At 58.0% G+C, this 12897-nt stretch carries 11 protein-coding genes; 2 read left to right on the top strand and 9 right to left on the bottom strand.

Going from position 1 to position 12897, the window contains the following annotated elements; genetic code table 11:
- Window positions 1-6: 6 nt before the first annotated feature.
- The 8 genes from HY308_06570 to dacB form a co-directional block, all read right to left on the bottom strand.
- Window positions 7-258: an acyl carrier protein gene (locus tag HY308_06570; GenBank protein ID MBI3897945.1), complete on the bottom strand. Its 252-nt coding sequence runs from the start codon at window positions 256-258 to the stop codon at window positions 7-9.
- 26 nt (window positions 259-284) lie between these two features.
- Window positions 285-554, bottom strand: coding sequence for an acyl carrier protein (locus HY308_06565; protein ID MBI3897944.1), 270 nt, complete (start codon window positions 552-554; stop codon window positions 285-287).
- Complete coding sequence (locus HY308_06560; protein MBI3897943.1) at window positions 451-1320, bottom strand: 1-acyl-sn-glycerol-3-phosphate acyltransferase; 870 nt, start codon at window positions 1318-1320, stop codon at window positions 451-453. The genes HY308_06565 and HY308_06560 overlap by 104 nt, the downstream gene beginning before the upstream one ends.
- Entirely contained in the window at window positions 1317-2060 is a 744-nt protein-coding gene (locus HY308_06555; GenBank protein ID MBI3897942.1) for a beta-ketoacyl synthase chain length factor, read from the bottom strand. The genes HY308_06560 and HY308_06555 overlap by 4 nt, the downstream gene beginning before the upstream one ends.
- Before the next feature lie 171 nt (window positions 2061-2231).
- Window positions 2232-5111, bottom strand: a complete 2880-nt coding sequence (locus tag HY308_06550) for a hypothetical protein (protein ID MBI3897941.1) — start codon at window positions 5109-5111, stop codon at window positions 2232-2234.
- Between the two features lie 98 nt (window positions 5112-5209).
- A complete protein-coding gene (locus tag HY308_06545) occupies window positions 5210-5620 on the bottom strand; it encodes a hypothetical protein (protein ID MBI3897940.1) in 411 nt (136 codons plus the stop codon).
- A gap of 147 nt (window positions 5621-5767) precedes the next feature.
- Window positions 5768-7072 (bottom strand): citrate synthase, encoded by a 1305-nt coding sequence (locus tag HY308_06540; GenBank protein ID MBI3897939.1) that lies wholly within the window; start codon window positions 7070-7072, stop codon window positions 5768-5770.
- 159 nt (window positions 7073-7231) lie between these two features.
- The gene (dacB, locus tag HY308_06535) at window positions 7232-8662 is read right to left on the bottom strand and encodes a D-alanyl-D-alanine carboxypeptidase/D-alanyl-D-alanine-endopeptidase (protein MBI3897938.1); all 1431 of its coding nucleotides are present in this window, start codon (window positions 8660-8662) and stop codon (window positions 7232-7234) included.
- 190 nt (window positions 8663-8852) lie between these two features.
- On the opposite strand from dacB, the gene HY308_06530 reads away from it, so the two are divergent.
- Both HY308_06530 and HY308_06525 read left to right on the top strand, forming a co-directional pair.
- Window positions 8853-10850 carry a UvrD-helicase domain-containing protein gene (locus HY308_06530; protein MBI3897937.1) on the top strand — a complete coding sequence of 666 codons (1998 nt, stop codon included), beginning with the start codon at window positions 8853-8855 and terminating at the stop codon, window positions 10848-10850.
- Window positions 10851-11069: 219 nt separating this feature from the next.
- Entirely contained in the window at window positions 11070-11804 is a 735-nt protein-coding gene (locus HY308_06525; protein ID MBI3897936.1) for a hypothetical protein, read from the top strand.
- Between the two features lie 56 nt (window positions 11805-11860).
- Here the strand turns inward: HY308_06525 and xerD are convergent, their stop codons facing one another.
- Window positions 11861-12763: a site-specific tyrosine recombinase XerD gene (gene xerD / locus HY308_06520; GenBank protein ID MBI3897935.1), complete on the bottom strand. Its 903-nt coding sequence runs from the start codon at window positions 12761-12763 to the stop codon at window positions 11861-11863.
- Between the last annotated feature and the right edge of the window lie 134 nt (window positions 12764-12897).

Here is a 12897-nt window from a genome sequence, read left to right as displayed (position 1 = left end):
CTGCGGTCAACTAGTCATGAGACGCTGCACAGTGACAATGACGTCACCGACGGTGCGCACGCTCTTGAACTCTTCGGGCTTGATACGCTTGCCGGTTAGCTCTTGCAGTTTGATCGCAAGGTCGACACCGTCGATGCTATCGAGGTCGAGATCCTGAAACAGATTCGCTTGTGGCGAGATCTGGCTTTCTTCGATCTCGAACGAATCCATCAAGATAGTTTTCAGCTGGGCATAAATCTGGTCGTCGTTCAGCAACATCGTTGCACCTTTGGCTTGGGCGTTCGTCATGACGAGGCAGTGCTACGTTCCTGCAACAACTGCGCCAGCGTGCTGACGGACCGAAAATACGTCTTAATGCGCGGATCTTCGGCTTCCAGCGTGATCCGGTACTTCTTGCGTAGGGCAACGCCCAGCTCGAGTGCGTCGATCGAATCGAGACCGAGACCGTCGCTACCGAATAACGGTGCGTCGTTGTCGATGTCCTCCGGCGTTAGGTCCTCCAGATTCAACGCCTCGATGATCATTCGCTTGATTTCCAGGTGCAGGTCGGTCATGGCTCTCTATGGCAGATGTAAAATAGGCTTCAAGACGCTTCGTCAACCGCCGCGCCGCTAGGGTTTCCGGCTCTCCCTGCCATCCCAGATCTTGTAAGCGAAGCGGCGATTTTACCTCAAAATTAATATGGAATTGCTGCTTGGCAATAGCCCACAAGCTAAATCCCTTACCCCAAACCGGCGGGTCACAGCTAATAATCACCGGCAGGATCTCTGCCCCGCTCCGCAACGCAATCCGGGCCGCGCCCCGCTGAAACTGTAACGACTGGCCATGGACCGTGCGGGTCCCTTCGGGAAAGATCAGCATTGGGCTGCCCTTGGCTAGGGCGGCGGCACAGTCATCCACCAATCGATCGGAATCCGCATTACTAATATAGCCGACCGCCCGCACCACACCGCCGAAATACCAGCTATTCCACAGGCCCTGCTTTACCACGCATTCCGCCTCGGGCATGGCCGCCAGCAGGATTACCACGTCCAAATAGGACGGGTGGTTGGCCAATACCAGCTTTTGGCGGCTATCCCGCAATGCCTCGATGTTGTCGCCGGTCAAGCGCATGACTCCGGTCACGCGCAGCAACGCCACCAAGGAGGCGAAGATGCTGTGGATCAGCCGGCGGGCGCGCAGATGGCATTCGCGCTCGCTACCGGGCGTCCAGCGGATCACCGGCAACAGCGTGAACCGCATTAAAAAACCACCGATGCCAAAACAGGCAAAACAGAACGCTAGTACACTCAACCGCCAAAAATAGACCAGAAACTTCACGCGACGCCCCACTCCCAACGACAACGGTCGCCGCTCCAGCTCGCCTGCGCGACCTTCAGCGCCCACGAACGCAGGAACGCCAGCGATTGCATCTCAGGCGAACGCTCTCCGGTTGACGACATACGGCGCAAACGCACGACCGCTTGCGGTGAATCGGACGTAGGCGCCAGCAACAACGCTAACGCATGCGGACACTCTTCGGTATCGACGAACGTACGATACTCAGTCGGCACCGGCTCGTCGGCATAAACCAACAATACCGCTTGGCTCGGATCGCGTAGCCACTGCGTCGCTGCCTCGATCAGGCCGTAGCCAAAGCTCTCTTCACTGGCACTGACGGCGATACTGGGCGAATGATCGCGCCGCGTAATCGAATAAATGCCGGCAGCGGCATTGTGTACCGACAACGAAAAATCGGTCGGCGACGGCTCGTTGCCGCTGCTCAGCTCACGCAACATGCGGACCGTGCGATGCAGCTCACCGTGACGCGAAGCGAACACCGTCCGCACCGATTCACGACCGCGGGTGCACTCCTCGGCGACATGCAACGCCATACGTGCGGTACGCCCGAGCCGCCGGCGCAGCATCGGCTCGACAAAGCTCAACGACGGGGAACCTTCAGCACCAGGAGAGAGCTCGCCAACAGCCCAAGAACGCCAGGCTACTGCCGACTCCAATCCCGGCGCCCAGGCGGACCAGGCCGAGATTGGCAGGGTTAACTCGCCCGCTTGTTTTTCCAACGGCGTGTCACTCGGCAACGGCAAAAAGGGGGCGGATATTCTCGCACTCGTCGCGATCAGCACAACTGGCGGGCACGGCAATGCTTAGATCATGGCCGTGAATACCATGCCTCGCAATGCACGTGTCGCGCCGTCTGCCGTGTCGCATGTGCCTTGTATCCGTCTCTCCGTTTAAAACGACGAGCCCAAGTGCAAGTACACTTCGTCCTTGCCGCCGTCATCGAAGCCGTGCGCGTAACCCAGGCGCAGGTCCAGCCGTAGCCAATAGTTGAAGGCCGCATCGGTATTCAGCTCGAAACCGGCGCCGGTCTTGCGCTCGTCCGGATTGCTGCCGTCGGTCCATACGCCGCCGCTGTCAACGAACACCGTGCCGGCCAGTTGATGCAAACCGATCGGCGGCGTGATGAACGTCCGCTCGAGGCGCGCAATCGGGAAACGCCATTCAACGGTGGCGATTTGCGCGCGCCGGCCTTGCATGTCGGCACGTCCATCGGGATAGCCACGCAAGGCATAACGGCGGATGTTGAACGGCGAACCGAGCCCCGCGTCGGCCAACACCGATGGCGCTTCATCTGAGCCTTTGCTGCCGCCGAGCTTGAACGGACGTGGCTGATCCGTGCCCCATCCTTCGACGAACCGCAGCGCCAGCACGTGCTCGCCACCGAGCGCTAAGAACTCGCGCCAGTCGAACGTATAAATATTACCAGTGTAGTCGCTGCTGAAGGCGTCGCTGCTTTCTGCCACCAGCCGCACTTCACGGCCGTGACTGCGGCTGACGGACAACGGAAAGCGCTCGGCGGTTTCCCACAACAGCGCCACGCCAGCGAGCTCATCCTTAGTGTCGGCGCGCGGCGCGGTGTCGTGATACTGCTGGATATCCGATTCCCGATCCGTCACCGCGCCGACGTGCAGCGACCACCGCGAATCCAAACTAAGCCATGGCAATACAACTTCGCCCTGCAGCGTGTCTTCGCCACGTACGCGCAATACCTCATCGTCGTCATCGCGCGTAAAAAGATCTTCGCGGCCGGCACTCAGCTTGAAGATCGGCCACCAGCGATCGTAAATATAAGAGAATTGGCCGATGGTAGAGTGGACCGACGTATCGTAGGCGGCGGTCAACGCATAGCTGTGGCGTTGCAGCGCATCGGCGCCGCTGGTGGTCACACCAATCTCGGTACGCCCTGCTTCCACCGCCAAGTACGGAAACCACCACCGCGGCCATAGACCGCGCCACGGGCTGTAGTCCTCGACAACACCGTCGCCCGCTGGCGCTACACGTGGCGCTTCCGGCACCGACGCCTTAACCACCGCCACCGGCGTCGCTAACTTCGCCGGCACAACGCGATAAAGGTCGAAGCCTTGCGCGCCGTAGCCGATGTAATAGATATCGCCGGACTTGTCTTCAGCCGGATAAAACGCACCGCCGGTAACGTTGGTCAGCGTATCGATACGGCCGCTGGCAAGATCGAGCCGGCGCAAGTTGTAGACTCCGCCGTGATCCGAGCTGAACAATACGCCCTTGCCGTCTTGCGTGTAATGCGGCTGGGCATCGATGGCGCTGTCGCGCGTCAATGCTTGCCAGGTGTGCGTCGCTAGCGAGAACTGCTCGAGGTTCCAACGGCTAGCGCGGCGCCAAACGGCAGCGACGAGCGTAGCGCCATCGGGCGACCAATCGAGGTCGCTGATAACTTCACCGTCGGTGCCCTGCCAAGCCGACTCAAGCAACTTGCCATCGGCGTCGAGCAGATCGAGTCGCGTCTGTCCGTCGGCGTTATGTACGGCGGCGATGCGGTTGCCATCCGGACTCCAGACGGCATGCCGGTAGCGTGCACACTCGGTTAGACGTTTACGGTCGCCGTCGCGGGGATCAATCCGATAGAGATCGTAGCGAATAAGCGCGTTGCGGCAGCGTTCCGGCTGCGCCACCAATACGCCGGCGCTCGGATGCGCATCGATACGCGCGCCGAAATTCACGTCCGCCAAGTGCTCGGATTCTTTAGCGTCCGGCCGGCGCACCATCACCGCCGGCCGATTACGGCCGTCGAAGGCGGTATAGAAGACCGTCCCATCGGCCAAGGTGCGTGCCTGTGCCGCCATGTACCCATCGTGACTCAAGCGCTCGCCGGCATGTTCGCCGCGGTTACGAATTGTGCTGAGTTGTTCGCCGTAATGGGTTTTACGGTCGGCGGTAAAACCGTCCCACACTTGGCCAAGCGATTTACCGCCGGTGGTGCGGCGCATGCCGATGGAATCGCACGGCGCCACGAAGCAAGCAATCGGAATCCAGCCACTGTGCTGGTTGACCCATTTTGCCGGTTTATCCGCGCCGTACTGCGCTGCCAGGTAATCGTAGAACTGCACACCGTAGAGATAAGGCACCACGCCAGCCGGCCAAGTATCGATCTGCAGACTGGCCTGATTTAGCGACTTCATCCCGCCTTCGACTTCCATGCGCATGTACATGTCGAACATGCTGCTCTGGCCGCGACCGATACCGCGGCTTCTGTCGGTCTCTTGATGGACCGCCAGCCCTTCAATCACCCATAGCGGTTCATAGGCATTCGGAAACAACAACGGCATGCGCCCGAACACCGACCGCAACACGCGCGGAGCACCGCGCGCTTTGTCGAGATGCAGGATATGGGTGTATTCGTGCTCGATGACGGTTTCGAGCCAACCCGCATGCTCTTCGAGCGTGTTGAGATCGTCCGGTGGCACCAACCATAAAAAAACTCGATCGGCCGGGAAGAACGTGGCGGCACCGTTGGATAGATCGTATTCATCCGACAGCACGATCTCGGTCGGGCCGACCGGTTGCCAATTGAAGACGGGACTCAAGCGTTCGTGCACGCGCTCGGCGATGGCCATTACTTCGCGCGCCTGCGCTTCGTTGCCGTCGGCGTAGTGCACCATAAAATGCACGCCCTTGAGCGTACGCCAGGAAAGCGCCGAATCGTGCATCACCGCGGCTTCGGCGGCTGCGCTCAATAATGTCGCGCCGACCAATCCGACCAGCCAATACAGCCATCGCCGAGCTTGTGATTTCATGTAGGGTTTTTCTTCTTGATTAGTTTAAGTGGGCGCGACACCGTCCGCGGCTGACCGCTGCTATAGGTCAGCATGTGCGGTCGGCAGCCTGACGTCATTTAGAGCGGCAAGTCGTGCAATATATCGAATACGACACGCGTGTTCCTATTGAACAATACGATATCGTGATCGACATGGACCCGCACATAGCCCGCCGGCAACGGTGTCAGCTGACGCTCCAACTCAACCGGTAACGGCTCGCCCTGGAAACCCGGCGGAACCTTGCCACGCTTGGCGAGCCCCGGCGGTAAACCGCCGCCGCGCTTCGCATGGCCGGGCGGAATCCCTTTGTTCTTTTTCTTCTTCGGTTGGTAGTAATCTTCAATGACGGCGCGGTCATGCGCATTGATGCCGATATCGACCGACGCGTTGCTGTCTTGAATCACGACGCGGCCGGAAGTCGCCGCCATGGAGGCACAACCCATGGAAAACGTCGCCAACGCCAATATGATTGCCAAAAAACGAATCATCGGGCCCTCCCTTAATTATTTAATGTAGGTCTTTAAAGCGGTCGGAATTCTTTCAGCACCCAGGGGCGGGACGCAAGAGCGAACCGATAAAAAGCCGACGCCCGCGGCATAGCGGGCGTCGTTGACCGAACGGTAGCGCCGATGAAGTTATTTCAATCCGGCGCGCCGTACCGGTGCTTGCGGGTAGTGCCGCAGGGTCTTGCCAACGTAGAGCTGGCGCGGCCGATCGATACCATGTGCCCCCTCCTGCAGCTCGAGCCAATGACTAACCCAACCGGCGGTACGCGCGAGCGCGAACACGGCGGTAAACATGTTCATCGGGAAGCCCATGGCACGCAGCAGAATGCCGGAATAGAAATCGACGTTCGGGTAGAGCTTACGCTCGACGAAGTACTCGTCCTTGAGCGCAATCTCTTCCAAGTGCATTGCCACATCGAGCAGTGGATCGCTCTTACCGAGATGCTCCAGCACTTTCTTCGCCTGACCCTGGATCACGCGCGAGCGCGGGTCGAAGTTCTTGTACACGCGATGACCGAAGCCCATCAACCGGAACGAATCGTTCTTGTCCTTAGCCCGCGCAATCGCGCGCGGAATGTTCTCCACCGAACCGATTTCGCCCAACATCTTCAGCACCGCCTCGTTGGCGCCACCATGCGCCGGACCCCAGAGCGAGGCGATACCGGCGGCGATACAGGCGAACGGGTTCGCGCCCGACGACGCCGCTAGACGCACGGTCGAGGTCGAAGCGTTCTGCTCATGATCGGCATGGAGGATCAAGATGACATCGAACGCCCGCGCCAGCACCGGATCGACTTCGTACTCTTCGGTCGGTCGGCCGAACATCATTTGCAGGAAGTTGGCGCTGTAGTCGAGCTTGTTGATCGGATAACGCTGCGGCCGACCGATGGAATAGGTAAAACTGGCAGCGGCAATCATCGGCATTTTGGCGATGAGGCGCATGGCAGCATTGATCCGGTCTTCCGGTTTCTGCACGTCCATCACGTCGTGGTAAAACGCCGACAACGCGCCGACGACGCCAACCATGACCGCCATTGGATGCGCATCACGGCGGAACCCACGGTAGAACGACATCACTTGTTCATGAAGCAAATTGTGGTGCCGCAGCGACGACTCGAACTTGACCATCGACTGGGTGTCCGGCAGCTCACCATTCATTAATAGATAAGCAACTTCGGTGAAGTGGCTGTGCTCGGCCAGCTGTTCGATCGGATAACCACGGTAAAGCAACACGCCGTTATCGCCATCGACAAAAGTAATGGCACTCTTCGTCGATGCGGTTGAACGGAAACCCGGGTCGTAAGCGAGGATATTGTGGCGCGCATACAGGTGCTGAATATCGACCGCAGCAGGACCAAGGGTGCCTTCGAGAATGGGAAGGCTTTTCTCGTCTGCCGTGTCGCTGAGGGTTGCGTTGATAAACTTCTCTACCATGTAACGTCACCTACAAGAAGAAAGCTGAAAGGACCGATGCGACGACTGGCCCACCTTAATTAAATTCCAGTATAGGAAGCTGCCGAATAACGCGCTCGAAGCCTAAACCGAGTGCCCCACAGGCACAACCTAAAGCCCCGCGGCCGCTGCGTAAATATATTAATACTTAGTATTAGTGACACTTTGGCCAGTCGTAGTCTCCGGCAATGGGGTGGAGCCAAATACCCATTCAAGCACCGCCTGTTGCACGGCCAATCCAGCGATACCCTCGGCGCGCCGATCATTGTGCAGGATCACCACGATGACGCGGCGACCGGCGGAATCCAACACATAACCGGCGACGCTGCGCACATCATTGAGGCTGCCGGTCTTCAAGTGCATACGACCGGCCAGCGGGCCGTTAAACCGGTGCGCCAATGTGCCATCAACGGCTGATACCGGCAGTGCCGATACAAACTCGGGCATATAGGGCCCATCGAACGCTGCTTGCAGCAACCGCCCCAGGCTACGTGCCGAGATGCGCTCGGCACGCGATAATCCCGCGCCGTTTTCGAGAATGAGCTCCGGGAAAACCAGCCCGCGTTGCTGCAACCAATCACGTACCGCCTGCACGCCCTTATCTACAGTGGCCGGCGCGCCATAACGCTCGGCGCCGAGCGTCAACAACAGCTGCCGTGCCATAACGTTGTTACTGTACTTATTGATTGAACGCACCACTTCCGCGAGCGTCGGCGAGTGGAAGGTCTGCAGCAATGTTGCCTGTGGCGGAATTGGCGCCTCGCGCCATTTGCCCAACAATTGCCCACCCTGCTCCCGCCATAGCGTTTGAAACAGGCCGTAGATATACGGCCCAGGCTCGGACAGCACCCGAAATAACTGGTCCTCGCCGCAATCGGCGCGGTAGCTTCCCACTAACAGTAGCTGGGTCGGCGATTTATCGTTCTGCCGAATAGACCAGTCGCGGCCGTTAGAACCGCAAGGACCGGCGAGCAATTTAATGCGGTTCTCGAATGGCACCGGAGGGTCGGCGATGACGCGCAATTGCTGCGATGATTGTGGCAGCAAGCGAAAATGTACCGCCTGGAAATTTACCAACAATGCGCGCGGCAGTACGTTGTAAGGACGCGTCGCCTGACCGTCAAAATCACCCGGCTCACCTTCCGCCTCGGCGAAGTAGCTCTGATCGAGCACTAGATCACCGGCGATAGTCTGCAGCCCCGCTAAACGCGCCTCGCGGAGCATGCGCCAGAAGTGCTCCATCACCAAATACGGATCGCCGTAACCTTTAATATATAAGTCACCGTCCAGCCGGCCATCATGCACCGGTGCAGTACCATACAGTTCCGTCTTCCATTGATATGCCGGTCCCAGCTCCTCGAGCGCCGCCAATGTCGTTACCAACTTCAGCACGGACGCCGGATTACGCGGGACATCGGCGGCAACGGCCAACCGCGGTTCGCGCTCGCCCAACACGTGCACATAGACACTCAAACCCTGACGAGATAATCCGTGGCGCTTGAGTGCTTCTGTAATAGACGGCGGAAATTCATCGGCGACCGCAGACATGCCGGTCACCAACAACGCCAGCAAGATCGCACATCGATGGAATAAAGACGGATTAAGCACGTGGGCATGATGACACAACTTTATCGCTGCTCGCAGAGTGGTGCGATTGCCGAGCGCCTCGACACGATGTGCGGCCGCTCAATAGGCCACGCATTAACTTTCCGATAGAATGCCGGGCTAATTGTGATGTCATTCATCGACAGCTAACGCGGCCTTGATCGACCTAAGCTCGCAACAGAGAGCGGCGCTGCATTACATCAACGGTCCGCTGCTGGTATTGGCGGGCGCCGGCTGTGGCAAAACTTCGCTGCTGGCGCGGAAGATGGCTTGGCTGATCCGAGAATACGACGTCAACCCCGCTCAGATTACCGCAGTAGCGGTGAACCCATCGGCAGCGCGCCGCCTGCGTGCTCATGTCGCCGATTACGGCAAAGGTCACACTCTTCCGTCCTCACTCGTTTCGACCTTTGCCGAGCTTAGCCTCAATATTATCCGCGAACGGCTCGCTGCCCTTGAGCTGCGTCCCGGCTTCAGCCTATACGACCACCAAGACAGCATCGCCGTCATCAGCCGATTGCTGCGCGAAGCGCTACCGGAGACAACCGTTAGCGCGAACGCCGTGCACCGACAAATCGCCCGTTGGAAACGTGATCGCGTCGAACCATCCGCCACTATCGCGCTTGCCGATCACTCGACCGACAACGTCGCCGGCTGGATCTACCGCCGTTACCAAGCGCGCCTGGCGGCTGCCAATGCGGTAGATCTCGACGATCTAACACTTAAGGCGGTACGTTTGCTCGCCGCCGAACCGGCGTTGTTGGACCAATGGGTTGAGCGTGTCCGTTTTTTAGTGGTGGATGACTATGAACAGACAACGGTGTGCGAGCACGAACTCGTACGCCTGCTCGTCAATCGCGGAGCAATACTCACAGCCGCGAGCGATCGCTATCAATCGATCGACGAGAACAACTGTCGACACGACACCCTGCAACGACTGCAAACTGACCTCCTCGGCCTGCGAACGGTAACACTGGAGCAGAACTTCCGCTCCAGCACTCGCATCTTACAAGTCGCCAACGCCTTTATTGCGCCCATTAATCACGACGACCAACGATTCTGGGGAGAAGGCGAACTTGGCGAGCCATTGCGCGCGATACGGACGCGCAACGAGGAACACGAGGCAGAATGCGTTGTGTCCGATTTGATAAATCATAAGTCGCAACGCAATCTCGATTATCGGCATTACGCGATCCTGTTCCGCAAATCGGCCCAGGCGGCGTTTATCGAACGGGCGCTACGCGCACGGCGCATACCTTACTATGTAAGAGGCGGAGCATCGTTCTACGATCAAACCGAGATACGCGACCTGCTCGCTTATCTCAAGCTTTTATCAAATCCGCTCGACGATCACTTATTCCTACGCGCGGCCAACTCGCCACGCCGAATGTTCGATCGTACGACGATCGAACAACTCGTACGCTGTGCCGCGAGCAGCCGTCAGACCTTGTTTGAAGCGGCGCTCGATCCGGCGTTGGCAACAATGCTCGACCAACAACGATTGTCGGCATTGCACAGCTTCGTCGATGTGCTAACACGTTTACGCCAACGAGCCGAGTACGACGATCCTGCCGAACTCGTTCGTCAGCTGTTAATCGAGTTGCGGTACGAAGAATGGTTGCGCGATACCTGCAACGATCTAAAAATTGCCGAGCGCCGCATGGAGAACGTTATGCAGATCGTGGCGGCGCTCCAGCGCCGCACAAGACAACAGCCCGAGGCACGCTTACCTGAGCTTGCAGCGCAACTCCATCTCAACGCCGCTCTTGATCCCGAAGGCGAAGACGCCGCCGGCGATTGCGTCGCGCTGTTAACGTACGCTGCAGTAAAAGGACGTGAATTTTCCCATGTTTATATGGTGGGTTTTGAGGAAGAAGTATCGACGGCACCGGCAAGCCACGAGGCATTGAATGCCGAACGCCGCTGCGCCTATGCCGTTGTGACACGGGCTAGCGCCGGACTTACCTTCACGACTACCGAACGACGGCGGATCGGCGGCGAAATCGTCGCGCGCCGTCCCAGTCAACTTTTGAATGAACTCCCGGCAGGGACCATCGCCTGGGCGAACGATGAATTCGACCCACCCAATACCGAAAACTCACTATCGAAATCTGACAGCTTCCTCATAAATACTGCCTATCGACCTAAAGGTTAATCCGAAAAACGCCAGTCACATCGTCAAGACATTAGGCTATGCTCTAGGTATCGCCGACGAAGTGCGGTGACCGACGGGCGAACGGTTGCATGTCGGGGCAAGACCAGCGATTATACCCGTGCCTGATGTGCGGTCGACGAACCAGACAAGCGCTCCGCGTTAAGTATTTGCCGGCTCTATGCCGGCCTTGTGGCAGCAAGGAACGACTTAATCACGACAATGGCCGTCATGTTAGATAAACGCGCTAAACGCACCGACATTCACGATCTCTCCGCTCATCAATTAACGCCGGAGACCTTCGAACCCGTTTACAACACCCTCCTCGGGCTCAAATTTCCGATGGATGTCGCTCAAGTGTTGGAACTACGCTATCTCATCAATCACGCTGTCGACGCGTTTCCTGAGCCGGCGATGACGCCGGACTACCGTGAGTTCTGCGACGCATTGCAAACCGTAATCGACGTCACCGGCGTCGAGAACAAACGCCACAGCGAACGTATGTTGCGGATCATGAGTCTTATGCGCGATCTGCATTACACCTATAGCGTCCATACGCGCGATGATGAAAGCGCGCTGCGTGCGGAGATGACCAAGAACCGACAACATCGGCGTCAGTCGGTTCGTTATTGCTTGCTCTACACCGTTGCCATGATCTTGGCCGCGATCGTTTGGACCGGCTTACAGGAACCCGGTTGGATTATCGAATCGCTTACCGCCGGTTTTGCTATCGGCGCGTGGTTGCATCTTCATACCATGCCCGCGCTCGACCGGAAGTTGAAAGCGCTGGAAAAACGCATGAACGATTTGCAGCGACACCGTGTTCGCTCTATCCATTGGCGCGCTCTTGTTCATAAACTCGCCCTCGTCCTTGGCTTCAAACATAACAGCGAGGTCGAAGTGTTCCGCATCGATAACGACTTCGATCGTCCGTATCATTCGCAAGTTCGTCACTAATTGAATCGCCCTCTTATGAGGGCGATGTCTGTCGATACGAAAGAAAAACATTTCAACTACCCCCGCGGATGATGCCGCGCATGCAACTCTTTAAGACGAGCTCGAGCTACATGCGTATAAATTTGTGTCGTCGACAAATCGGCATGTCCGAGCAGCATCTGCACGACTCGCAAATCCGCCCCATGATCTAGCAAATGCGTCGCGAATGCGTGACGCAATGTGTGCGGTGAAAGTAACTTGGCATCGATGTCGGCTTGGCGCGCGTAACGCTTGATGGCGTGCCAGAAAGCCTGGCGGGTTAACGACCCGCCCCGCGGGCTAACAAATAATGCATCAGTCGATTGTTTCTTAATCAACTGAGCGCGGGCAGTATCTGTATACCGATGAAGCCAGGCGACGGCCTCTTCGCCCAGCGGCACTAATCGTTCCTTATCGCCCTTGCCGATTACCCGAACCAACCCTTGTGCCAAACTGACTTGCGACAACGTAAGCCCCACCAACTCCGACACGCGCAGGCCGGTGGCATACAGCGTCTCCAGCATCGCTCGGTCGCGCAAACCGGTAGCGGTGGTGTCATCCGGCGCGGCTAATAACCGTTCCACCTGCTCCTCGGTCAACGATTTCGGCAGCGTCCGTTCCAGCTTTGGCGATTCAATCAGAGCGGTTGGATCTTCTTCGCGCAATTGCTCGCGCAGCAGATAACGATAGAAACGCCGCAACGTCGAAAGCAAGCGTGCAGCAGTGCGCGACTTCGTCAACTCGATACGTCGACGATGATCGAGGTAAACGACCAAGTCATCGCGCATAGCCTGCGACAAGCTACTCGAACGTTCGGATAAGAACCGGCTGGCGCCAGTCAGGTCGCTGCGGTAAGCATCGATGGTATTGCGGCTCAATCCTTGTTCGAGCCAAAGTACATCGCAGAAACGATCGATCAAGTCGCTATCGGCGCCGCTCATGCGCGTCGATCGAACAGTACGGCGACAACGGCATCATAGGATCGGTGATCAGTCATGAACTGACGATACACCGCGGTTGCTAGCGTCGGAAGACCTGGAACAGGCAACGCGACGGTGGCGGAAAAATCCAGGAG

The organism is Gammaproteobacteria bacterium (genome assembly GCA_016199745.1).
Taxonomy (GTDB): domain Bacteria; phylum Pseudomonadota; class Gammaproteobacteria; order Acidiferrobacterales; family Sulfurifustaceae; genus JACQFZ01.
This window is presented reverse-complemented; position numbering and strand designations above follow the sequence as displayed.

Coding starts and splice junctions, on each gene's coding strand:
- HY308_06570 (MBI3897945.1), bottom strand. CDS start 258: ATGTTGCTGAACGACGACCAGATTTATGCCCAGCTGAAAACTATCTTG.
- HY308_06565 (MBI3897944.1), bottom strand. CDS start 554: ATGACCGACCTGCACCTGGAAATCAAGCGAATGATCATCGAGGCGTTG.
- HY308_06550 (MBI3897941.1), bottom strand. CDS start 5,111: ATGAAATCACAAGCTCGGCGATGGCTGTATTGGCTGGTCGGATTGGTC.
- HY308_06545 (MBI3897940.1), bottom strand. CDS start 5,620: ATGATTCGTTTTTTGGCAATCATATTGGCGTTGGCGACGTTTTCCATG.
- HY308_06540 (MBI3897939.1), bottom strand. CDS start 7,072: ATGGTAGAGAAGTTTATCAACGCAACCCTCAGCGACACGGCAGACGAG.
- HY308_06525 (MBI3897936.1), top strand. CDS start 11,070: ATGGCCGTCATGTTAGATAAACGCGCTAAACGCACCGACATTCACGAT.
- xerD (MBI3897935.1), bottom strand. CDS start 12,763: ATGAGCGGCGCCGATAGCGACTTGATCGATCGTTTCTGCGATGTACTT.